Genomic DNA, 23,072 nt, shown 5'->3' on the forward strand with positions numbered 1-23,072 from the left:
GCGCGGGCTCCAGCTCAATCAGGACAGTGGCGAGCCGCTTCCGACGGGGCTAGTATGGGCGCAACCACGTCCGCCAGGAGGCACGTCATGTCGGCCAACAAGAAACCTGTCACTACCCCTTTGCACCTGCTGCAGCAGTTGTCCCACAGCCTGATCGATCACCTCGAAGGTGCCTGCAAGCAGGCCCTCGTCGACGCAGAAAAGCTCCTCGCCAAGCTCGAGAAACAACGCGGCAAGGCACAAGAGAAGCTGCACAACGCACGCACCAAACTGCAGGACGCCACCAAAGAGGGTAAGACCAAGGCCCAGGCCAAGGCGAAGTCCGCCATCGCTGAGCTGGACGAAGCGCTGGATACCCTGAAGGCCCGTCAGACCGAAACCCGTGCCTACATCGCCAACCTCAAGCGCGACGTACAGGAGAGCCTGAAGCTGGCCCAGGGCGTGGCCAAGGTGAAGGAAGCCGCAGGCAAGTCCCTGGCCAGCCGCAAGCCGGCCGCCGCGGCCAAGCCGGTTGCCAAAGCTGTTGCTGCGAAGCCCGCCGCCAAGCCTGCTGCCAAAGCTGTTGCTGCGAAGCCCGCCGCCAAGCCTGCTGCCAAAGCTACCGCTGCGAAACCCGCCGCCAAGCCGGCTGCCAAAGCTGCCGCTGCGAAACCCACCGCCAAGCCGGCTGCCAAAGCTGCCGCTGCGAAGCCCGCCGCCAAGCCGGCCGCTAAAGCTGCTGCTGCGAAGCCCGCCGCCAAACCGGCCGCTAAAGCTGCTGCTGCGAAGCCCGCCGCCAAGCCGGCCGCCAAAGCTGCTGCTGCGAAGCCCGCCGCCAAACCGGCCGCCAAAGCTGCTGCCGCGAAGCCCGCCGCCAAGCCGGCTGCCAAAGCTGCTGCTGCGAAGCCCGCCGCCAAGCCGGCTGCCAAAGCTGCTGCCGCGAAGCCCGCTGCAAAACCGGTTGCTAAAACTGCTGCCGCCAAGCCTGCTGCCAAAGCTGCCGCTGCGAAGCCTGCCGCCAAAGCTGCTGCCGCGAAGCCCGCTGCAAAACCGGCTGCCAAAGCTACCGCTGCGAAGCCTGCCGCCAAGCCGGCTGCTAAATCTGTTGCTGCGAAGCCCGCTGCCAAACCGGCCGCCAAGCCTGCTGCTGCGAAGCCCGCAGCCAAACCGGCCGCCAAGCCCGCAGCCAAACCGGCTGCCAAGCCTGTTGCCGCCAAGCCTGCCGCTCCGGTAGCGCCTGCCGCACCGGCTGCTCAACCGACCGCACCGGCTGCTCCTGCCGCTGCTCCTGCCGCCAGCGCCACTCCGGCACCGGCACCGGCAGCTCCGGCCACCACCAGCAGCACCTCCTCCAGCGCTTCCTAAGGCTCAGGAGAGGCTCGCCGCGGTGCGCAGGGTCTCCCGCGCATCGCGGCGCAAGCTGCCCGCATCACCCGTCGCTGCTTCCAGCCAGCGCGACAAGTCTTCCGCATTACCCCGTGGCCAATCCTTCGCCACGCTTTCCAGTCGCTCCAGCAGCACCTTTTCCGCTTCCAGTTCGAGCTGCTTGATTCGCTCGCGCAGCGGCGCCAGTTCCGTATCCTGCTTCGCCGCTTCCCGCCAACGCTGACGCAACGAACGCAGCGGCACAATCACGTCTTCGCGCCAGTCCTGCGCCACACTGTCCAGCGCATCCATCCTCGCCTGCGAGAAGGCCACGCCCGCGCTGCCCAGCCAGGCCGCCGCGAGCGCCAGGCAGACGTCCGCCCCCGCTTCCTGCAAGGCCAGGCAAGCCGGCTCAACCCCAGGGCGGGCGTAGAGTTTCAGCGCATACGACCAGACATCATCAGACATAGACCACCCACAGCGATTGCCAGGCGAAGCTGATAAACTCCGCCGCCATGATTCGACTACAAAATCTTACGCTACAGCGTGGCCCCCAGCGCTTGCTGGAAGGTGCCGAACTCACCCTGCATGCCGGACAGAAAGTCGGCCTGATCGGCGCCAACGGCGCCGGCAAGTCGAGCCTGTTCGCCCTGCTGCGCAGCCAACTCGGCCAGGACGCCGGCGACTGCTACCTGCCGGCCGACTGGCGCATCGCGCACATGCGCCAGGAAGTCGATACCCTCGACCGCCTCGCCGTCGACTACGTGCTCGATGGCGACGTGCACCTGCGCAAGATCCAGGCGGACCTCGCCGCGGCCGAACAGGCCCACGATGGCACCGCCCTGGCGCGCCTGCACAGCGAGCTGGACAGCGCCGACGGTTATACCGCCGACGCCCGTGCGCGCAAGCTGCTGGCCGGCCTGGGCTTCACGCCCGAGCAGATGGACCGCCGCGTCGGCGACTTCTCCGGTGGCTGGCGGATGCGCCTGAACCTGGCGCAGGCGCTGATGTGCCCGTCCGAATTGCTGCTGCTCGACGAACCCACCAACCACCTCGACCTCGACGCCATCCTCTGGCTGGAAGAGTGGCTCAAGGGCTACCCGGGCACGCTGCTGCTGATCTCCCACGACCGAGATTTCCTTGACGCCGTGGTGGACAACATCGCCCATCTCGAACAGCGCAAGCTGACCCTGTACCGCGGCGGCTATTCGGCCTTCGAGCGCACCCGCGCCGAACGTCTCGCCCAGCAGCAACAGGCGTACGAGAAGCAGCAGGCGCAGCGCGCGCACATGGAAAAGTACATCGCCCGCTTCCGCGCCCAGGCCACCAAGGCCCGCCAGGCGCAGAGCCGGATCAAGGCGCTGGAGCGCCTGGAAGAACTGGCGCCGGCCCACGTCGACTCGCCGTTCGACTTTGCCTTCCGCGAGTCCGACAAGATTTCCAGCCCGCTGCTGAACCTGTCCGAAGCGCGCCTTGGCTATGGCGAAAAAGCCGTGCTGGAGAAGGTGAAACTGCAGCTGGTGCCCGGCGCGCGCATCGGCCTGCTCGGCCCCAACGGCGCGGGCAAGTCGACCCTGATCAAGACCCTGTCCGGCGACCTGTCGCTGCTGTCCGGTGAACTGAGCCGTGGCGAGAACCTCGCCATCGGCTACTTCGCCCAGCACCAGCTCGACTCGCTCGACCCCAAGGCCAGCCCGCTGCTGCACCTGGCGCGCATCGCGCCGGCCGAGCGCGAACAGACCCTGCGCGACTTCCTCGGCGGCTTCGACTTCCGCGGTGATCGTTGCGACGAACCGGTGGTGAATTTCTCCGGTGGCGAGAAGGCGCGTCTGGCCCTGGCGCTGATCGCCTGGCAGAAGCCCAACCTGCTGCTGCTCGACGAACCGACCAACCACCTCGACCTGGAAATGCGCCTGGCGCTGACCCTGGCGCTGCAGGAATTCTCTGGTGCCGTGGTGGTGGTGTCCCACGATCGTCACCTGCTCAAGAGCACCACCGACGAGTTCCTGCTGGTGGCCGATGGGTGCATCCGCGAGTTCGACGGTGACCTCGACGACTACGCCCGCTGGCTGGTGGATTTCCGTGCCCGCCAGGCGCCATCCGCGCCTGCCGCACCGGCCGGCGACAAGACCGACAAGCGCGCCCAGCGCCAGGCCGCCGCCGCACTGCGTCAGCAACTGGCACCGCACAAGCGCGAGGCGGAAAAGCTGGAAAAGGAGCTGGGCAAGGTCCACGAACAGCTCGCCGAGATCGAGGAGCGCCTGGGCGACAGCGCGCTCTACGAAGCCGCGCGCAAGGATGAACTGCGTGACCTGCTGGCCCGTCAGTCCACCCTCAAGGCGCGCGAAAGCGAACTGGAAGAAGGCTGGCTGATGGCGCTGGAAACCCTCGAAGAGCTGCAGCGCCAGCTCGAGGCCAGCGAGTGATGGAGGGGCCTGCTGCGTTGCGGCAGGCGTCCAAGCTGTTTTCCAGAAATCCATCCGCGCTGGCGCGGACCGAATCTTCCCACCCCCACTGACGGACGTCCCCCACTATGGAATGGCTCACTAGCCCCGAGATCTGGGTTGCCTTTCTGACCCTGACTGCCCTGGAAATCGTGCTGGGCATCGACAACATCATCTTCATCTCGATCCTGGTCAGCCGCCTGCCGGTCGCCCAGCAACCCAAGGCGCGCTTCTTCGGCCTGGCGCTGGCGATGGGCACGCGCATCCTGCTGCTGCTGTCGATCACCTGGGTGATGCGCCTGACCGCCGACCTGTTCACCCTGTTCGACCACGGCATTTCCGGGCGCGACCTGATCCTGTTCTTCGGCGGCCTGTTCCTGCTGTTCAAGAGCACCATGGAAATCTTCCACAGCCTGGAGGGCGCGGAAGACGGCGAGCAGCAGGGCGGCAAGGCGCGCGGCTTCATGGGCATCATCATCCAGATCGCGATCATCGACATCGTGTTCTCCCTGGACTCGGTGATCACCGCCGTGGGTCTGGTGCAGCACGTGCCGGTGATGATCGCCGCCATCGTCATCTCGGTCGGCGTGATGATGCTCTCGGCCGGGACCATCAGTGCCTTCATCGACAAGCACCCGTCGCTGAAGATGCTGGCGTTGTCCTTCCTCATCGTGGTCGGCACCGTGCTGATCGCCGAGGCCTTCGAAATCCACGTGCCGAAGGGCTACGTGTACTTCGCCATGGCCTTCTCGCTGGCGGTGGAGGCAATCAACATCCGCCTGCGCGGCGCCATGGCGCGCAAGCGTGGCGAAGAGCCGGTGAAGCTGCGCAAGGATGTGCCGAGCTGATCGCTCCGTGTCGATGAAAAAGCCCGGCTTCGTGCCGGGCTTTTTGTTTTTCGCAGGAGCGAGGAGGAATGCGACCTTCGTCGGCGGCACTGGGCGGCGCGCCGGGACTAGGGCACACTGGCTGCCCGTAACAAGATATTGCGCTCGCTCGGGCGCCGTGAGGTTCGAGATGCTCGCCAGTACCTGGTTCGCCTTCTTCATCGCCTGCTGGGTGATCAGCCTGTCGCCCGGCGCCGGGGCCATCGCCTCGATGTCCTGCGGCCTGCAATACGGTTTCTGGCGTGGTTACTGGAACGCCCTGGGGCTGCAAATCGGACTGGCCCTGCAGATCGCCGTGGTCGCCGCCGGCGTGGGGGCGCTGCTGTCCGCCTCCGCGCTCGCCTTCAGCGCGATCAAGTGGTTCGGCGTGGTCTACCTGGTCTACCTCGCCTACCGCCAATGGACCTCGCCGCCGCAGGCGATGGACGCGGGTGGCGAGCGCCCGATCGGCCGGCCGCTGTCCCTGGTGCTGCGCGGCTTCCTGGTCAATGCCAGCAACCCCAAGGCGGTGATCTTCATGCTCGCGGTGCTGCCGCAGTTCGTCGATCCGCACCGGCCGATGGCAATCCAGTACCTGATCATGGGCGTCACCATGATCACCGTCGACCTGATCGTCATGGCCGGCTACACCGGTCTGGCGGCCCGAGTGCTGCGCGCCCTGCGTTCGCCGCGTCAGCAGAAGGTGATGAACCGCACCTTCGCTACCCTCTTCGTGGGCGCTGCCACGCTGCTCGCCACCGTCCGCCGCGCCCCGGCCTGAGGGCGTTTGCAGCGCGCCCGCGGTGTCGTCAAAGACTCATCGGGCGCCGTGTCGTGGGACATTGTCCTTGCATAGATGGAAACCTGAGGTGACAATTTAACCTCATTCATTCTCATTTAGCTTCCGCTATGCAACCCTCCAAACTTCTCGTCTGGCTGTTGCCGCTGCTCGGCCTTTTCAGCCTTGGAGCTCATGCCGACACGGTTGTCGACCCCTCGCAAGCCCTTCACCTGCTCAGCTATCTCGCCGCCGACTACCCGGCGACCGTTGCCGACGGCCAGATCGTCGACGCCAGCGAGTACAAGGAGCAGCTGGAATTCGTCGGCAATCTCCATGCGCTGATCCTGGCCCTGCCGGCCCGCCCCGAGCGTGCCGACCTGGAGAAGGCGGCTGAAGCCCTCAGGCAGGCCATCGAGCAACGCCAGCCCGGTGCGCAGGTCGCCCAGCAGGCGCGCCATCTGGAGGCGCGCGTCGCGGACATCTACCAGGTGGTGCAGACCCCGGCGATCACGCCGGATCCGTCCCGCGCCGCCGAGACCTATGCCCAGCAGTGCTCGATCTGCCACGGTGACGCCGGCAAGGGCGATGGCCCGGCGGGCATCGGCCTGGAGCCGCCGCCGGCCAACCTGACCGACCGCGCGCGCCTGGATCACCTGAGCCTGTATGACCTGCACAACGTCATCGGCCTGGGTGTCGCCGGCACCGACATGCCGGCCTTCGCTGACCAGCTCGACGAGCGTCAGCGCTGGGACCTGGCAGCCTACGTCGCGAGCCTCAGCGCCGGCCAGGCCAAGGCCGATCCAGCCCATGCCTACCCGCTGGGTACCCTGGCGACCCAGACCCCGGCCGAAGTCGCCGAGCGCGATGGCGAGGCCGCAGCGGAAAGCTTCCGCGCCCTGCGCGCCCATCCGCCGCTGGAGCACCGCGGCCCTGCGCAGCAGATCGACTACACCAGCGCGACCCTGGACAAGAGCTTCGCCGTGTATCGCGCAGGCGACCACGACCAGGCCTACGACTTGTCCGTGGCGGCCTACCTGGAAGGCTTCGAGCTGGTGGAAAGCTCGCTGGACAACGTCGACGCCGACCTGCGCAAGGCCACCGAGAAGCAGCTGATGGCCTACCGTCAGGCCCTGCGTGACGGCCTGTCGGAAGGCGAAGTGGCCCAGCAGCTGGAACTGGCCAAGGCCAAGCTGGCCGCGGCTGCCAAGGCCCTGAGCGGCGACTCGCTGAGCTTCTCCATCAGCTTCGTCTCGGCCCTGCTGATCCTGCTGCGCGAGGGCGTGGAAGCGATCCTGGTGCTGGCCGCCATCCTCGCCTTCCTGCGCAACACCGGGCAGGAGAAGGCCGTGCGCGGTGTGCATTTCGGCTGGGGCCTGGCCTTCGTCGCCGGCTTCGCCACCTGGGCCGTGGCCGCCTACGTGATCGACATCGGCGGCGCCCAGCGCGAGCTGATGGAGGGCTTCACCTCGCTGTTCGCCTGCGTGATGGTGCTCTGGCTCGGCGTGTGGATGCACGACCGGCGCCACGCCGCTGCCTGGCAGGACTACATCCGCAGCAGCCTGGTCGGCGGCGGTGGCCGCTTCGGCTTCGCCGTGCTGGCGTTCTTCTCGGTGTACCGCGAGCTGTTCGAAGTCATCCTGTTCTACGAGACCCTCTGGCTGCAGGCCGGCCCGGCCGGGCACAACGCGGTGATCGCCGGTGCGGGCACTGCCGTGGTGGTCCTGGTCGGCATCGCCTGGGTGATCCTGCGTGGTTCGGCCAGGCTGCCGCTGAAGCTGTTCTTCACCGTCAACGCCGCGCTGCTCTGCGCCCTGTCGGTGGTCTTCGCCGGCCATGGCGTGGTCGCCCTGCAGGAAGCCGGGGTGATCGGTACCCGCCCGGTGCCGTTCTTCGACTTCGACTGGCTCGGCATCAAGGCCGACGCCTACTCGCTGTCGGCCCAGACCGTAGCGCTGCTGGCGGTGGCCCTGTTCTACGGCCGCAGCTACCTCAGCGAGCGTCGCAAGGCGGAGAGCATCGCCTCCTCCTGATGCGATGACCACGCGCTTCACGACGGCCAGTGCGATACTGGCCGTCGTGCTTTTCGAAGGAAGGTTTTCCTGATGCGTATCTGGATCGATGCCGACGCCTGCCCGCGCGCGGCCAAGGACCTGGTGGCGAAGTTCGCCCTCAAGCGCAAGCTGGAGGTGGTGATGGTCGCCGGCCAACCCGTGGCCAAGCCGCCGTTCGCCTGCGTCAGCCTGATCGTCGTGCCCAGCGGAATGGACGCCGCCGACGACTACCTGGTGGAGCAGGCCGAGCCGGGTGACCTGGTGATCTGCAGCGACGTGCCGCTGGCCGACCGGCTGGTGAAGAAGGGCGTCGATGCCCTCGACCCGCGCGGCCGCGAGTTCGACGAGAAGAACATGGGCGAGCGCCTGGCGGTGCGCAACCTGTTCACCGACCTGCGCGAGCAGGGGCAGGTGGGGGGAGGGCAGGCGCCCTACGGCGACAAGGACCGGCAGGCCTTCGCCAATGGCCTGGATCGGCTGCTGACGCGGTTGATGCGCGAGGCGGAGAGTCGCAAGGCCTGAACATGAAAACGCCCGGCATTGCCGGGCGTTTTTATTTCAATGGGCAGATCGGTGTGGCATCGGTTCGCGAGCAAGCTCGCTCCTACGGGGGGCATCCGCTCTTCGTAGGAGCGAGCTTGCTCATTCGACGCTCAATGGCTTCAGGCCAGCTCCAGCACCCGATCCACCGCCTTGTTGATCCCGCTGGCGGCCTCGGCTATGGACTGCGCCAGCATGTAGGCCGGGGTGGTGACCAGCTTGTGGTCCTTGTCCTCGACGATGTCTTCCACGGCGCAGTCGATGTGCTTGGCGCCCATGCGGGTCAGCGCCTGGGCGGTGCCTTCATCATTGCCGATGGTGCATTCCACGCCGGCGCCGTAGATGCGCGCGGCCATGGCCGGAGCGATGCAGATCAGGCCGACCGGCTTCTTCGCCGCGGCGAAGGCCTTGGCCAGGGCCAGCACGTCCGGTTGCACTTCGCACTGGTCGCCCTTGAAGGCGAAGTCGCTGAGGTTCTTCGCGGCGCCGAAGCCGCCGGGGATGAGCAGCGCGTCGAAGTCCTCGACCCTGGCTTCGCGAACGTCCTTCACCTCGCCACGGGCGATGCGCGCGGACTCCACCAGCACGTTGCGGCTCTCGGCCATCTCCTCGCCGGTCAGGTGGTTGAGCACGTGGTGCTGGGCGATGTTGGGGGCGAAGCACTGCACCTTCGCGCCGCGCTGGGAAAGGCGCAGCAGGGTGATCACGCTTTCGTGGATCTCAGCGCCGTCGTAGACGCCACAGCCGGAGAGGATGACGGCAACTTTCTTCTGCATGGACTGCTCCTGTTCGAGGGTGCCGGGCGTGTCGCGATATGCCGCCCGGGTTGTCGCCGGCGGTCGGGGCCGGCGCGGGGCAAGAGGCTAGGATCGATGAAACCAGGGCCTTACCCACAAGCATAACGACTCGGCCGCGCCATGAACTACATCCTCTTCGCCGTACCCTTCTTTTTCCTCCTGATCGCGATCGAGTTGCTCGCGGACCGCTGGCGGGGCATCAGCACCTATCGCCTGAGCGATGCGCTGAACAGCCTCAGCGCCGGGGTGCTGTCCACCACCAGCGGACTGCTGAGCAAGGGGCTCGCGGTGGTGACCTACACCCTGGCCTGGCAACAGCTTGCACTGTTCGAGCTGTCGGCGGGGAGCCTGTCGGTCTGGGCCTTCGCCTTTGTCTTCTACGACTTCTGCTACTACTGGAACCACCGCCTGGGCCACGAGCGCAATGTGCTCTGGGCGGCGCATTCGGTGCACCACCAGAGCGAGGAGTACAACCTCTCCACGGCGTTGCGCCAGACCAGCACCGGATTCATCTTCGGCTGGATCTTCTACCTGCCGATGGCGGTGGCCGGCGTGCCGCCGCTGGTGTTCCTCAGCGTCGGCGCGCTGAACCTGCTGTATCAATTCTGGGTGCACACCCGGCACATTCCCAAGCTCGGCGTGTTCGAGTGGGTCTTCATCACCCCGTCCAACCATCGCGTGCACCACGCGCAGAACCCGGTGTACATGGATCGCAACTACGGCGGCGTGTTCATCCTCTGGGACCGTCTGTTCGGCACCTTCCAGGAGGAGCTGGACGAGGAGCCGGTGGTGTTCGGCGTGAGCGTGCCGCTGGCCAGCTGGAACCCACTGTGGGCCAACCTGCAGGTCTACGCGCACCTGTGGAACGATGCGCGCCGCGCCGGCAGCGTCCGGGACAAGCTGCGCATCTGGTTCATGCGTACCGGCTGGCGCCCGGAGGACGTCGCCCAGCGCTATCCCATGGCCAAGCCGGACCTGGCGGCTTTCCGCAAGTTCGAGGTGCCGCTCACGCGGGGCAGGCAGTGGTACGCCGGTATGCAGTTTGCGACCTACGTGGTGATCGGCACCTGGCTGCTGGGCGTGGGGGAAGGCTGGCAGGTGTTGCCGCTGCTGATCGGCTGGAGCTGGATGGCCTTCGGGCTTTACGCCATCGGCTGCTGGCTGGAGAACCGCGCCTGGGCGCTGCGCATGGAAGTGCTGCGCCTGGCGCTCAACGTGCCGGCGCTGGCGGCACTGGCGCTGTGGGGTGGGATTGAGCTGCCGCAGTGGACGCCTTGGGCGCTGGCGTTCTACACGCTGGGGAGCCTGATCGGGCTGCTCGGTCTGCGGCGCGCCGAGCGGCTGACCCTGGCCGCCTGACTCAGGCCTTGCTGGCGCTCTTGAAGCGGCGGCGCAGCCAGAGCAGCAGGCCGATGACGATCAGGCCGCCGAGCACCATCAATTCGTACTTCTTGATGTTGCCCAGCACGCCTTCGAGCACGCTACCAAAGTAGTAGGCTGCCGAGCCCAGCGCGGTGGCCCAGACGATGGCGCCGATGCCGTTGAGCAGCAGGTAGCGTCCCGGCGGATAGCCGGACAGGCCGATGGCTACCGGCATTACCGTGCGCAGGCCGTAGACGAAGCGGAAGCTCAGCACCCACATGTCCGGGCGACGGCGCACGTGTTCCAGCGCCTTGTCGCCCATCTGCTGCCAGCGCGGCTTGCGCGCGAGCAGCTTGCGGCCATGGCGGCGGCCGAGGAAGTACCACAGCTGGTCGCCCGCGTAACTGCCGAGGAAGGCCACGGCGATCACGTATTCGAGCTGCATGTAGCCGCGAAATGCCAGGAACCCGGCCAGAACCAGAATGGTCTCGCCCTCGAAGAAGGTGCCGAGGAACAGGGCGATATAGCCGAAATCCTGCAGGAATTGTTGAAGCATTATCGAGGCAACGCAGCGAAATGAAGGCGAAGCCTAACTCGGTTGTCGCTCCGGGGGAAGGCGTGCCAGTCGCGCCCCTGACCTGGGGCAACTCCCTCCGGCCGCCAGCCGGTGTGGCAGGATGCCGCGACCAAGGGTCACTGTTACCGCTTGTTACCAATCGGTCATAATTCACGGCTATAACTGTCACACTGTGCCTGTCTGTCCAGGCCCTGGAGTACGCCGTGAGCTTCATTCCTGCCGATCGTGCCTTCCCTTTCACCCGCCTGCGCCGCAATCGCCGTGACGACTTTTCCCGTCGTCTGGTGCGCGAGAACGTGCTGACCACCAATGACCTGATCCTTCCGGTGTTCGTCCTCGACGGCAAGAACCAGCGCGAGGCGGTGGCCTCGATGCCGGGTGTGGAGCGCATGTCCATCGACCTGCTGCTCAAGGAAGCCGAGGAGCTGGTGGAGCTGGGCATTCCGGCCGTCGCGCTGTTCCCGGTGACCCCGCTGGAGAAGAAGTCCCTCGACGGCGCCGAAGCCTTCAACCCCGACGGCATCGCCCAGCGCGCCACCCGGGCCCTGCGCGAGCGCTTCCCGGAGCTGGGGATCATCACCGACGTCGCCCTGGACCCCTTCACCAGCCACGGCCAGGACGGCATCCTCGATGAGGACGGCTACGTGCTGAACGACATGTCCGTCGACGTGCTGGTCAAGCAGGCGCTGTCCCACGCCGAAGCCGGCGCCCAGGTGGTTGCCCCGTCGGACATGATGGACGGCCGCATCGGCGCCATCCGCGAAGCCCTGGAGTCGACCGGCCACGTCAACACGCGCATCATGGCCTATTCGGCCAAGTACGCCAGCGCCTACTACGGCCCGTTCCGCGACGCCGTCGGTTCGGCCGCCAACCTGGGCAAGGGCAACAAGGCCACTTACCAGATGGACCCGGCCAACAGCGACGAAGCGCTGCACGAGATCTACGCCGACCTCGCCGAAGGCGCCGACATGATCATGGTCAAACCGGGCATGCCGTATCTCGACATCGTTCGACGGGCGAAGGACGAATTCCGCGCGCCGACCTTTGTCTACCAGGTCAGCGGCGAGTACGCGATGCACATGGCCGCCATCCAGAACGGCTGGCTCAGCGAGGCGGTCATCCTGGAATCGCTGCTGGCCTTCAAACGCGCCGGTGCAGATGGCATCCTGACCTACTTCGCCAAACGCGCTGCAGAACAATTGAAAAAGGGGGGCTGACCCCCGCCGACGAGACTTGCGATGAATACCGAAGGCCTTAGCGAAACCGAAGTTATCGAAGCTGAATCCACCGAAGTCGTCGTGGCCGAGACCACCGAGGCGACGCCTCCTCCTCCGGAGGTGGCCGCTCCTGCGGTCAACGTGGACGACAGTGCCCTCTACATTCATCGCGAGCTCTCGCAGCTGCAGTTCAACATCCGCGTGCTGGAACAGGCACTGGATGAGTCCTACCCGCTGCTGGAGCGCCTGAAGTTCCTGCTGATCTTCTCCAGCAACCTCGACGAATTCTTCGAGATCCGCGTCGCCGGCCTGAAGAAGCAGATCACCTTCGCCCGCGAACAGGCCGGCGCCGACGGCCTGCTGCCGCACCAGGCGCTGGCGCGCATCAGCGAGCAGGTGCACGAGCAGGTCGCCCGCCAGTACAGCATCCTCAACGACATCCTGCTGCCGGAGCTGGCCAAGCACGACATCCGCTTCATCCGCCGCCGCTACTGGACGCCGAAGATCAAGGCCTGGGTACGCCGCTTCTTCCGCGACGAGATCGCGCCGATCGTCACCCCCATCGGCCTCGATCCGACCCACCCGTTCCCGCTGCTGGTGAACAAGAGCCTGAACTTCATGGTCGAGCTCGAAGGCCTGGATGCCTTCGGCCGCGACTCCGGCCTGGCGATCATCCCGGCGCCGCGCTCGCTGCCGCGGATCATCCGCCTGCCGGAAGACGTTGCCGGCGCCGGCGACAACTACGTGTTCCTGTCGTCGATGATCCACGCCCATGCCGACGATCTGTTCCACGGCATGAAGGTGAAAGGCTGCTACCAGTTCCGCCTGACCCGTAACGCCGACCTCTCGGTGGACGCCGAGGATGTCGAGGACCTGGCCCGCGCGCTGCGCGGCGAACTGTTCTCGCGCCGTTACGGCGACGCCGTGCGCCTGGAGGTGGTGGACACCTGTCCGACGCACCTGTCCAACTACCTGCTCAAGCAGTTCGGCCTGGCCGAAAGCGAGCTGTACAAGGTCAGCGGCCCGGTCAACCTGACCCGCCTGTTCAGCGTTACCGGCCTCGCCAGCCATCCGGAGCTGCAGTACCCGCCGTTCACCCCGGCGATCCCGAAGCTGCTGCAGAAGAAGGAAAACCTGTTCAACGTGCTGGGCAAGCTCGACGTGCTGCTGATGCACCCGTTCGAGTCCTTCACCCCGGTGATCGACCTGCTGCGCCAGGCCGCCAAGGACCCGAGCGTCCTGGCGATCAAGCAGACGCTGTACCGTTCCGGCGCCAACTCCGAGATCGTCGACGCGCTGGTGGAAGCCGCGCGCAACGGCAAGGAAGTCACCGTGGTGATCGAGCTGCGCGCACGCTTCGATGAAGAATCCAACCTGCAGCTGGCCAGCCGCCTGCAGCAGGCCGGCGCCGTGGTGATCTACGGCGTGGTCGGCTTCAAGACCCACGCCAAGATGATGCTGATCCTGCGTCGCGAGGACGGCGAACTGCGCCGCTACGCGCACCTGGGTACCGGCAACTACCACGCCGGCAACGCCCGCCTGTACACCGACTACAGCCTGCTGACCGCCGACGTGGCGCTCTGCGAGGACCTGCACAAGCTGTTCAACCAGTTGATCGGCATGGGCAAGACCCTGCGCATGAAGAAGCTCCTGCACGCGCCCTTCACCCTGAAGAAGAACCTGCTGGAGATGATCAACCGCGAAGCCGCCCAGGCCGCCGAGGGCAAGCCGGCGCACATCATGGCCAAGGTCAACTCGCTGACCGACTCCAAAGTGATTCGCGCGCTGTACAAGGCCAGCCAGGCCGGGGTGAAGATCGACCTGGTGGTGCGCGGCATGTGCTGCCTGCGTCCGGGCGTTCCGGGCGTGTCGCACAACATCCAGGTACGTTCGATCATTGGCCGCTTCCTGGAGCACAGCCGGATCTACTACTTCCTCAACGGCGGCGACGAGAAGCTGTTCCTCTCCAGTGCAGACTGGATGGAGCGCAACCTCGACATGCGCGTGGAGACCTGCTTCCCGGTGGAAGGCAAGAAGCTGGTGCAGCGGGTGAAGAAGGAGCTGGAGTCATACCTGGCCGACAATACCCAGGCCTGGGTGCTGCAGGCCGACGGCAGCTACGTGCGCCAGAGCCCCAGCGGCAACCAGAACGCCCGCAACTCCCAGGCGATGCTGCTCGAACGCCTGTGCACCCCGGTGATCAGTTCGCGCTGATCGGCGGATGTCACCCAAAGCCCTGCCTCGGCAGGGCTTTTTCATGGGGGCACCAAGGCTCTTAGTAGGAGCGAGCTTGCTCGCGAACCATGGACCCGCAACGGAGGCTGTTCGCGAGCAAGCTCGCTCCTACAGGTCATGCCAGGCCTGGCGCCCGGAATGAAAAGGCCCCGGCGTTTGCGCGCCGGGGCCTTTTTCTGTCGCGGGGGAGATCAGCTCACGCTGAGCGAATAACCCACGCGGGCAAGCCAGCCGGCTTCCTGCTCGAAGTCCGCCTGGGTCAGCGGGTTGGCGGCCAGCCAGCCGTCCGGGAAGCGCACGTTCAGGCCCTTGGAAGAGGCCTTGAGGGCCACCGCCGGCATCTGCTGGGTGCCGCGGATGTGGTGGAAGAGGATGGCGAAGCGCAGCACGATGCACAGGCGGATCAGCTTGTCGCCCTCGTCGCCCAGTTCGTTGAACTTGTCCGCCGGGATGTTGCGGCGGTGGCCGCGCACCAGCAGTGCCAGGGTCAACTGGTCGATGCGGGAGAAGCCGGCCAGGTCCGAGTGCTCCAGCAGGTAGGCGCCGTGCTTGTGGTAGTGGTAGTGGGCGATGTCCAGGCCCAGCTCGTGGACGCGGGCGGCCCACATCAGCAGTTCGCGGTGGCCGTCGTCGTTCAGGTCCCAGGCGTCGGCGACCTGGTCCAGGGACTCCAGTGCCTTGGCCTCGACACGCGCGGCCTGTTCAGGGTCGACGTGGTAGCGCTCCATCAGCGCGCCGATGGTGCGCTCGCGGACGTCTTCGTGATGGTGGCGGCCAAGCAGGTCGTAGAGCACGCCTTCGCGCAGGGCGCCTTCGGAGTGGGTCATGCGGTTCAGTTCGAGGGCGTCGAACAGCGCCTCGAGGATCGCCAGACCCGCCGGGAAGATCGGTCGGCGGTCGGGCTTGATGCCGTCGATGTCGAGCTTCTCGACCTCGCCTATCTTGAACATCTTGCGCTTGAGCCAGGCCAGCCCCTCGGGATTGACCTCGCCGTTGCCGTGGCCGCCGGCCTGGATCGCCAGGCAGATGGCGCGGATGGTGCCGGAGGCGCCCACCGCCTCGTCCCAGCCCAGGCGACGCAGGCTGTTCTCGATGCTCATCAGCTCCAGGCGCGCCGAGGTGTAGGCCTGGGCATAGCGCGCCGGGGTGATCTTGCCGTCCTTGAAATAGCGCTGGGTGAAGCTCACGCAGCCCATCTGCAGGCTCTCGCGCAGTTGCGATTCGAACTGCTGGCCGATGATGAACTCGGTGCTGCCGCCGCCGATGTCCACCACCAGGCGCTTGCCGGAGGTGTCCTGCAGGGTATGGGACACGCCCAGGTAGATCAGGCGCGCTTCTTCGCGGCCGGAGATGACTTCCACCGGGTGGCCGAGGATCTGGTCGGCGACGCGGATGAAGTCGGCGCGGTTGCGCGCCTCGCGCAGGGCGTTGGTGCCCACCACGCGGACCGAGCCCGGCGGCATGCCGCTGATGAACTGGGCGAATTGCTTCAGGCAATCGAAGCCGCGCTGCATGGATTCTTCGGTGAGCATGCGGTCTTCACCGATGCCGGCGGCCAGCTGGACCTTCTCGCCGAGCCGCTCAAGGATGCGTATCTCGCCGTGATCGGCCTTTGCCAAAACCATGTGGAAACTGTTCGAGCCGAGGTCGATGGCCGCGATCAAGGGAAAGGTCTTGGCTGGGGTATGGGGCATGTTTGAAGGTCCGGACAAATACAGGAGACATCCTGCCATTTTAGGCAAGGAGTGCCAATGAAGAGGGTGTCACCGATCAGCGAATGCCGCATCAGCGATAGATAGACTCAATCAGCTGTGCCTTTCGGTGCGGGCCGAGGCGGGATATGATGACGGACACTTTTTCGCATCCGATTGACGGAGAGAATACATGAGCGAACATATCGTCAATGTTACCGATGCCAGCTTCGAGCAGGACGTACTGAAGTCCGACGGTCCCGTGCTGGTCGACTACTGGGCTGAATGGTGCGGCCCGTGCAAGATGATCGCCCCGGTACTCGACGAGATCGCCAAGGACTATCAGGGCAAGCTGAAAGTCTGCAAGCTGAACATCGACGAGAACCAGGACACCCCGCCGAAATACGGCGTGCGCGGCATCCCGACCCTGATGCTGTTCAAGGGCGGCAACGTCGAAGCGACCAAGGTTGGTGCACTGTCCAAGTCCCAGCTGGCAGCCTTCCTCGACAGCAACATCTGAGTCGAAGCCTGCATGAAAAGCCCCGCAAATCAGCGGGGCTTTTTTCTTTTTGCGGTGATTTTCCCCTAGACGCTCCGAAACTCGGGTGTTAAATTCGGGCGCACAACGTTGATTTACGTTGTCCCCTGCAAGCCGTCGCCGACGCACTTCCTATTCGAATTCCAAGCGATCCTGTCCGTCATCTGCGGCACGGCTCTTCAAGCATCACGCTTGTTCCCTATTCCCCTTTCAGCGTATTTACGTCCCCTTCTATGAATCTGACCGAACTCAAGCAAAAGCCGATTGCCGAATTGCTGGAAATGTCCGATGCCATGGGCCTGGAAAACATGGCTCGTTCGCGCAAGCAGGACATCATCTTCGCGCTGCTGAAGAAGCACGCGAAAAGCGGTGAGGAAATCTCCGGCGACGGCGTGCTGGAGATTCTCCAGGACGGCTTCGGCTTCCTGCGCTCCGCCGATTCCTCGTACCTGGCCGGCCCCGACGACATCTACGTCTCGCCCAGCCAGATCCGGCGCTTCAACCTGCGCACGGGCGATACCATCATCGGCAAGATTCGTCCGCCGAAGGAAGGCGAGCGTTACTTCGCGCTGCTCAAGGTCGACACCATCAACTTCGACCGCCCGGAAAACGCGAAGAACAAGATTCTCTTCGAGAACCTGACCCCGCTGTTCCCGAACAAGCGCCTGACCATGGAAGCCGGCAACGGCTCCACCGAGGACCTCACCGGCCGGGTGATCGACCTCTGCGCCCCGATCGGCAAGGGTCAGCGCGGCCTGATCGTCGCACCGCCGAAAGCCGGTAAGACCATCATGCTGCAGAACATCGCGGCGAACATCACCCGCAACAATCCCGAGTGCCACCTGATCGTCCTGCTGATCGACGAGCGCCCGGAAGAAGTGACCGAGATGCAGCGCACCGTGCGCGGCGAAGTGGTCGCCTCCACCTTCGACGAGCCGCCGACCCGCCACGTGCAGGTCGCCGAGATGGTGATCGAGAAGGCCAAGCGCCTGGTCGAGCACAAGAAGGACGTGATCATCCTGCTCGACTCCATCACCCGTCTGGCCCGCGCCTACAACACCGTGATCCCCAGCTCCGGCAAGGTGCTCACCGGCGGTGTCGACGCCCACGCCCTGGAAAAGCCCAAGCGCTTCTTCGGCGCCGCGCGCAATATCGAGGAAGGCGGTTCGCTGACCATCCTCGCCACCGCGCTGATCGAAACCGGCTCGAAGATGGACGAAGTGATCTACGAGGAATTCAAGGGCACCGGTAACTCGGAACTCATCCTCGACCGTCGCATCTCCGAGAAGCGCGTGTTCCCGGCGATCAACATCAATCGCTCCGGCACCCGTCGCGAAGAGCTGCTCACCGGTGAGGAAGAGCTGCAGCGCATGTGGATCCTGCGCAAGATCTTGCACCCGATGGATGAGATCGCCGCGGTCGAATTCCTGCTCGACAAGCTCAAGCAGACCAAGACCAACGATGAGTTCTTCGACTCCATGAAGCGCAGCAAGTAAGCGCCGCCGACAAATCCGTTCTGGCGTTGTTGCCTGGCCTTGCCCTACGAGAAGTACTGTCTGCGGCCAGGCGCCTAGCCAGAACCGCTTCGCTCGGATTTGTCAGCGACGCTACGCGCTTTTGAATGCCACAAGGCCGGGGAAACCCGGCCTTCGTGTTTCTGCGAGGCGTTGTTAGCGGCTAAACTGTCGCATCTTCACCTTCGCATCGAGACCCTCATGCAGTATCGCGACCTGCGCGAGTTCATCGCCGCCCTGGAGCAGCGTGGACAGCTCAAGCGCATCCAGGCGCCGGTTTCCCCCGTGCTGGAAATGACCGAGGTGTGCGACCGCACCCTGCGCGCCAAGGGCCCGGCCCTGCTGTTCGAAAAACCCACCGGCTACGACATCCCCGTGCTCGGCAACCTGTTCGGCACGCCCGAGCGCGTGGCCCTGGGGATGGGCGCGGAGGACGTCTCCGAGCTGCGCGAGATCGGCAAGCTGCTGGCCTTCCTCAAGGAGCCGGAGCCGCCCAAGGGGCTCAAGGACGCCTGGTCGAAGCTGCCGATCTTCAAGAAGGTCATCAGCATGGCGCCGAAGGTCCTCAAGGACGCGCCGTGCCAGGAAGTGATCGAGGAGGGCGACGACGTCGACCTGTCGAAGCTGCCGGTACAGACCTGCTGGCCCGGCGACGTCGCGCCGCTGATCACCTGGGGCCTCACCGTTACCCGCGGGCCGAACAAGGAACGCCAGAACCTGGGCATCTACCGCCAGCAGGTCATCGGCCGCAACAAGGTGATCATGCGCTGGCTCAGCCATCGTGGCGGCGCGCTGGACTACCGCGAGTGGTGCCAGAAGCACCCGGACAAGCCCTACCCGGTGGCCGTGGCCCTGGGCGCGGACCCGGCGACTATCCTTGGCGCCGTCACCCCGGTGCCGGACACCCTTTCCGAATACGCCTTCGCAGGCCTGCTGCGTGGGCACAAGACCGAGCTGGTGAAGTGCGTCGGCAGTGACCTGCAGGTGCCTGCCAGCGCCGAGATCGTCCTCGAAGGGGTGATCCATCCCGGCGAGATGGCCGACGAAGGCCCGTACGGCGACCACACCGGCTACTACAACGAGGTGGACCGCTTCCCGGTGTTCACCGTCGAGCGCATCACTCGCCGGCAAAAGCCGATCTACCACAGCACCTACACCGGCCGGCCGCCGGATGAGCCGGCGATCCTCGGCGTGGCGCTGAACGAAGTCTTCGTGCCGATCCTGCAGAAGCAGTTCCCGGAGATCACCGACTTCTACCTGCCGCCCGAAGGCTGCTCCTACCGCATGGCGGTGGTGACCATGAAGAAGCAGTACCCCGGCCATGCCAAGCGCGTAATGCTGGGTGTGTGGTCGTTCCTGCGACAGTTCATGTATACCAAGTTCGTCATAGTCACGGACGATGACATCAATGCCCGCGACTGGAACGATGTGATCTGGGCGATCACCACGCGCATGGACCCCAAGCGCGACACGGTGATGATCGACAACACGCCGATCGACTACCTGGACTTCGCCTCGCCGATTTCCGGCCTGGGTTCGAAGATGGGCCTGGACGCCACCCACAAGTGGCCGGGCGAGACCAGCCGGGAGTGGGGCAGGGTGATCGAGAAGGACCCGGCGGTGACTCGCCGCGTCGATGAAATCTGGGCGAGCCTGGGTATCGATTGATGCAGGCTCTCCCCCGGTAGGAGCGAGCTTGCTCGCGAACAGCCCCCGCAGCGGGAATGGGTTCGCGAGCAAGGACTAAGGCGTCCCCCTCGGTCCTACAGAAATCAGAAGAACGAGAACAACGCTTGAAAGTGACCTTGCAACCCTCCGGCGCCCAGCTTGAGCTCAGGCCCGGCGAACGTATCCTCGACGGTGCGCGGCGCCTGGGCTACGAGTGCCCGCAGAGCTGTCGCAACGGCAACTGCCACATCTGTGCGGCACTGCTGGTGGAGGGGCGCGTGCGCCAGGACGGGGAGGTGCGCGACCACGGCGAACTCTTCACCTGCCTGGCCGAGCCGCTGGAAGATTGCGTGCTGCATTGGGATGGCGTGCTGGCACCGGGCGAGCTGCCGGTACGCAAGCTGTCCTGCCAGTTGATCCTTTGCGAGCCGGTGGGTGGCGATGTCTGGCGCGTGCGCCTGCGCGCGCCGGCCGGCAAGCCGCCGCGCTACCACGCCGGGCAGTACCTGCTGATCGAGCGCGATGGCAGCGACCCGGCAGCGTTCTCCATGGCCTCCGCGCCGCAGGAGGGGCGCGATCTGGAGCTGCACATCCTGGCCCGGGAGAACAGCGCCATCGACCTGCTGGCGCAGTTGCAGCGCGACCGTTTCGCCCGCGTGCAGATGCCGTTCGGCGATGCCCACCTGGCCGACCTGCCGGACGGCCCGCTGGTGCTGATCGCCGCCGGCACCGGCATGGCGCAGATGCACAGCCTGATCGAATACTGCCGCGCCGCCGGCTTCGCCCACCCGGTGCACCTGTATTGGGGCGTGCGCCGCCCGGAAGATTTCTACGAGCTGCCGCACTGGGAACAGTGGCAGGGCGTGCCCAACCTGCACCTGCACAAGATCGTCAGCGATCTGTGCGGCTGGGTGGGGCGCTGCGGCCTGCTGCATGAGGCGGTATGCGAGGACTTCTCCGATCTTTCCGGCCTGCGCGTATACGCCAGCGGCTCGCCAGCGATGGTCTACGGCACCCTGGATGCGCTGGTGGCGGCGGGCATGGATCCACATCAGATGCGCGCGGATGTGTTTGCCTACGCGCCGCGGGGCTGACCTGAACGAGCTTTTCGTAGGAGCGAGCTTGCTCGCGAACCAGAGTAAACGGGCATGCCGATGCTGGGCGGTTCGCGAGCAAGCTCGCTCCTACAGGTCCCGCTGCGCTTCGGCGCCGGTGGAAAACTCCTCCTGCAACGCCGCGCGAATCCACTCCTCGAACCACGCCGCATCGGCGCTCACCGGTCCCGGCGGGAGCAGCAACTGGTAGCTCTCCAGCGGCACTTCCTCGGCCAGCGGCCGCACCAGGGTGCCGGCAGCCAGCTGGTGCTTGACCAGCACCAGGTTGGCCAGGGCGATGCCGTGGCCCGCCTCGGCCATCGACAGGGCGTGGTCGTTGCTGACGTACAGCACTTCCGGGCTCACCCGCAGGTCCAGGCCGATGGTGGACAGCCAGAGGTTCCACCATTCGCCGTCGTCCACATGGATCAGTTCGTGCTGCGCCAGGTCGCGAGCGCTGGTCAGCGGACCGTGCTCGGCCAGGTAGGACGGTGAGCAGACCGGGAACACCGCCGGGCGGATCAGCGTTGCGTGGCATTGCGGGTAGATGCCCGGCAGGCCGTAGACGATGCCCAGGTCCGCGCTCTTGCCGTCCACCTCGGTGAAGGTGGGGTTGGGCTCCACCGCCACCTTCAGGCCCGGTCGTTGCTGGCGCAGGGTTTCCAGGCGCGACATCAGCCAGCGCTTGGTGAAGGCCGGCACCGCCATGATCTTCAGCCAGCGGGCCGAGCCACCGGGGGCGAGCTCGTGGCCGGCGTCGGCGATCTGCTGCAGGGCTGTGGATATCTTCGCGTAGTAGCGCTGCCCGGCGGGCGTGAGGCTGACCCCGCGCGGGGTGCGCTCGAACAGCTGCACGCCCAGCCACTCCTCCAGCAGCTTCACATGGCGGCCGATGGCCGGCTGCGTGACGTGCAGGTCCCGGGAGGCCGCGACGTAGCTGCCCAGCCGGGCGGCGGCCTCGAAGGCACGGACGGCATTGAGCGGCGGAAGGCGCTGGATCGACATGGAAATGGCCTCGACGGTGAGCTGTTAATTTTTTTAATACCGAATGTAAGAAAATTGAGCTTTCCGCTCAACCACCTTTCTTCGAATATCCGCTCCAGGAGCACCACGATAATTCGAGCCGAACATGCGGCCGGCGCTGGTTCCAGCGTTTCTCTAGTCCTGCCAGAACAACTACAAGATCCCCCGACCGCCAGCGTGCGGCGGACGGGAAGGATGCGGAGGTTTCACCATGAATGCCCTGCACAGCCTGCAGACGGCGGCGGTTTCGATCCGCTCCGTGCGCAAGGTCTACGGCGATCCGGCCAGCGGCCCCGTGGCGCTGAAATGCGTCGACCTGGATATCCGCGACAACGAGTTCTTCACCCTGCTCGGCCCCTCGGGCTGCGGCAAGACCACCCTGCTGCGGATGATTGCCGGCTTCGAATTCCCCACCGCCGGGGAAATCCAGCTGTATGGCGAAAACATCGCCGACCGCCCGCCGTTCGAGCGTCCGGTGAACACCGTGTTCCAGCACTACGCGCTGTTCCCGCACATGACCATTGCCGAGAACCTGGCCTTCGGCCTGGAATCGCACCCGATGGGCCAGCGCATGAGCAAGGCGGAAGTCGCCGAGCGCGTTCGCGAGATGCTCGCCCTGGTGCAGATGGAACGCTTCGCCCAGCGCAAGCCGACCCAGCTCTCCGGCGGCCAGCAACAGCGCGTCGCCCTGGCCCGTGCCCTGGCGCCGCATCCCAAGGTACTGCTGCTCGACGAGCCGCTCTCCGCCCTCGATCTCAAGCTGCGCCAGGCCATGCGCGAAGAGCTCAAGGCGATCCAGTCCAAGACCGGCATCACCTTCATCTTCGTCACCCATGACCAGGAAGAAGCCTTGACCATGTCCGACCGCATCGCCGTGCTCTCCGAGGGCGAGGTGCAGCAGGTCGGCTGCCCGGACGAGATCTACGAGCATCCGCGCAATCGCTTCGTCGCCGACTTCATCGGCGAGACCAACTTCCTCCCGGCCCGGGTCGAGAGCATCGCTGGCGACTGCGCGCAGTTCCGCATTCCCGGTGGCCAGCTGATCCAGGCTGCCAGCCGCGACGGCCTCAGGAGCGGCGCCGAGGTCACCCTGTCGATCCGCCCGGAACGCCTGCAACTGGTGGCCGAGGACAACCCGTCCGCCACGCCCTGCAGCATCGCCCAGCAGATCTACCTGGGCACCGACCTGCAGTACCAGGTCAGCCTCGCCGACGGCACCCGCCTGACCGTCCGTGCGCCCAACAGCGCCGGCCAGCGTCAGCGCCTGGTGGCCGGGCAACGCGCCGGGCTGCTGTTCGAAACCGGCAGCGCCAGTGTCCTGCTGGACTGA

Annotated in this window: 19 protein-coding genes; 14 read left to right on the plus strand and 5 right to left on the minus strand. The window is 65.7% G+C overall.

Features of this window, described 5'->3' with window-relative positions; translation table 11 throughout:
* Window positions 1-87 precede the first annotated feature (87 nt).
* Window positions 88-1,344, plus strand: coding sequence for an AlgP family protein (locus tag ACAW63_RS06350; RefSeq protein ID WP_371232463.1), 1,257 nt, complete (start codon window positions 88-90; stop codon window positions 1,342-1,344).
* A gap of 3 nt (window positions 1,345-1,347) precedes the next feature.
* Here the strand turns inward: ACAW63_RS06350 and ACAW63_RS06355 are convergent, their stop codons facing one another.
* Window positions 1,348-1,812, minus strand: coding sequence for a TIGR02444 family protein (locus ACAW63_RS06355; RefSeq protein ID WP_371232465.1), 465 nt, complete (start codon window positions 1,810-1,812; stop codon window positions 1,348-1,350).
* Window positions 1,813-1,859: 47 nt separating this feature from the next.
* On the opposite strand from ACAW63_RS06355, the gene ACAW63_RS06360 reads away from it, so the two are divergent.
* From ACAW63_RS06360 to ACAW63_RS06380, 5 genes are all read left to right on the plus strand, one after another.
* Complete coding sequence (locus ACAW63_RS06360) at window positions 1,860-3,770, plus strand: ATP-binding cassette domain-containing protein (RefSeq protein ID WP_371232467.1); 1,911 nt, start codon at window positions 1,860-1,862, stop codon at window positions 3,768-3,770.
* Window positions 3,771-3,877: 107 nt separating this feature from the next.
* Entirely contained in the window at window positions 3,878-4,636 is a 759-nt protein-coding gene (locus tag ACAW63_RS06365) for a TerC family protein (protein ID WP_371232469.1), read from the plus strand.
* A gap of 169 nt (window positions 4,637-4,805) precedes the next feature.
* A complete protein-coding gene (locus ACAW63_RS06370) occupies window positions 4,806-5,435 on the plus strand; it encodes a LysE family transporter (RefSeq protein ID WP_371232471.1) in 630 nt (209 codons plus the stop codon).
* Window positions 5,436-5,563: 128 nt separating this feature from the next.
* Window positions 5,564-7,465, plus strand: a complete 1,902-nt coding sequence (locus ACAW63_RS06375) for an FTR1 family protein (protein WP_371232473.1) — start codon at window positions 5,564-5,566, stop codon at window positions 7,463-7,465.
* A 72-nt stretch (window positions 7,466-7,537) separates the two neighbouring features.
* A complete protein-coding gene (locus tag ACAW63_RS06380) occupies window positions 7,538-8,008 on the plus strand; it encodes a YaiI/YqxD family protein (protein WP_275609705.1) in 471 nt (156 codons plus the stop codon).
* A 140-nt stretch (window positions 8,009-8,148) separates the two neighbouring features.
* On the opposite strand, the gene elbB is transcribed toward ACAW63_RS06380, so the two are convergent.
* On the minus strand, window positions 8,149-8,802 hold the full coding sequence (gene elbB, locus ACAW63_RS06385; protein WP_371232475.1) for an isoprenoid biosynthesis glyoxalase ElbB: 654 nt from the start codon (window positions 8,800-8,802) through the stop codon (window positions 8,149-8,151).
* Between the two features lie 141 nt (window positions 8,803-8,943).
* Between elbB and ACAW63_RS06390 the strand changes: the two genes are divergently transcribed.
* Window positions 8,944-10,182, plus strand: coding sequence for a sterol desaturase family protein (locus tag ACAW63_RS06390; RefSeq protein ID WP_371232477.1), 1,239 nt, complete (start codon window positions 8,944-8,946; stop codon window positions 10,180-10,182).
* A 1-nt stretch (window position 10,183) separates the two neighbouring features.
* Here ACAW63_RS06390 and ACAW63_RS06395 read toward each other — a convergent pair whose 3' ends face one another.
* The gene (locus tag ACAW63_RS06395) at window positions 10,184-10,744 is read right to left on the minus strand and encodes a DedA family protein (protein ID WP_275612057.1); all 561 of its coding nucleotides are present in this window, start codon (window positions 10,742-10,744) and stop codon (window positions 10,184-10,186) included.
* Between the two features lie 221 nt (window positions 10,745-10,965).
* Between ACAW63_RS06395 and hemB the strand changes: the two genes are divergently transcribed.
* Window positions 10,966-11,979 (plus strand): porphobilinogen synthase, encoded by a 1,014-nt coding sequence (hemB, locus tag ACAW63_RS06400; protein WP_371232479.1) that lies wholly within the window; start codon window positions 10,966-10,968, stop codon window positions 11,977-11,979.
* Window positions 11,980-12,000: 21 nt separating this feature from the next.
* Window positions 12,001-14,193, plus strand: a complete 2,193-nt coding sequence (gene ppk1 / locus ACAW63_RS06405; RefSeq protein WP_371232481.1) for a polyphosphate kinase 1 — start codon at window positions 12,001-12,003, stop codon at window positions 14,191-14,193.
* 212 nt (window positions 14,194-14,405) lie between these two features.
* Here the strand turns inward: ppk1 and ppx are convergent, their stop codons facing one another.
* Window positions 14,406-15,908 carry an exopolyphosphatase gene (gene ppx, locus ACAW63_RS06410; RefSeq protein WP_371232483.1) on the minus strand — a complete coding sequence of 501 codons (1,503 nt, stop codon included), beginning with the start codon at window positions 15,906-15,908 and terminating at the stop codon, window positions 14,406-14,408.
* 190 nt (window positions 15,909-16,098) lie between these two features.
* Here ppx and trxA point away from each other — a divergent pair, with 190 nt between their 5' ends.
* From trxA to ACAW63_RS06430, 4 genes are all read left to right on the plus strand, one after another.
* Window positions 16,099-16,425: a thioredoxin TrxA gene (gene trxA / locus ACAW63_RS06415; protein WP_015475045.1), complete on the plus strand. Its 327-nt coding sequence runs from the start codon at window positions 16,099-16,101 to the stop codon at window positions 16,423-16,425.
* A 251-nt stretch (window positions 16,426-16,676) separates the two neighbouring features.
* A complete protein-coding gene (gene rho, locus ACAW63_RS06420) occupies window positions 16,677-17,939 on the plus strand; it encodes a transcription termination factor Rho (RefSeq protein ID WP_207885760.1) in 1,263 nt (420 codons plus the stop codon).
* A gap of 219 nt (window positions 17,940-18,158) precedes the next feature.
* Window positions 18,159-19,625: a 4-hydroxy-3-polyprenylbenzoate decarboxylase gene (gene ubiD / locus ACAW63_RS06425; protein ID WP_275609712.1), complete on the plus strand. Its 1,467-nt coding sequence runs from the start codon at window positions 18,159-18,161 to the stop codon at window positions 19,623-19,625.
* A 125-nt stretch (window positions 19,626-19,750) separates the two neighbouring features.
* The gene (locus ACAW63_RS06430) at window positions 19,751-20,719 is read left to right on the plus strand and encodes a CDP-6-deoxy-delta-3,4-glucoseen reductase (RefSeq protein ID WP_371232484.1); all 969 of its coding nucleotides are present in this window, start codon (window positions 19,751-19,753) and stop codon (window positions 20,717-20,719) included.
* A gap of 90 nt (window positions 20,720-20,809) precedes the next feature.
* Here the strand turns inward: ACAW63_RS06430 and ACAW63_RS06435 are convergent, their stop codons facing one another.
* A complete protein-coding gene (locus ACAW63_RS06435) occupies window positions 20,810-21,724 on the minus strand; it encodes a LysR substrate-binding domain-containing protein (RefSeq protein ID WP_371232486.1) in 915 nt (304 codons plus the stop codon).
* Window positions 21,725-21,953: 229 nt separating this feature from the next.
* Here ACAW63_RS06435 and ACAW63_RS06440 point away from each other — a divergent pair, with 229 nt between their 5' ends.
* Window positions 21,954-23,072 (plus strand): ABC transporter ATP-binding protein, encoded by a 1,119-nt coding sequence (locus ACAW63_RS06440; protein WP_371232488.1) that lies wholly within the window; start codon window positions 21,954-21,956, stop codon window positions 23,070-23,072.

The organism is Pseudomonas sp. QE6, from assembly GCF_041379005.1.
Lineage (GTDB): Bacteria > Pseudomonadota > Gammaproteobacteria > Pseudomonadales > Pseudomonadaceae > Pseudomonas.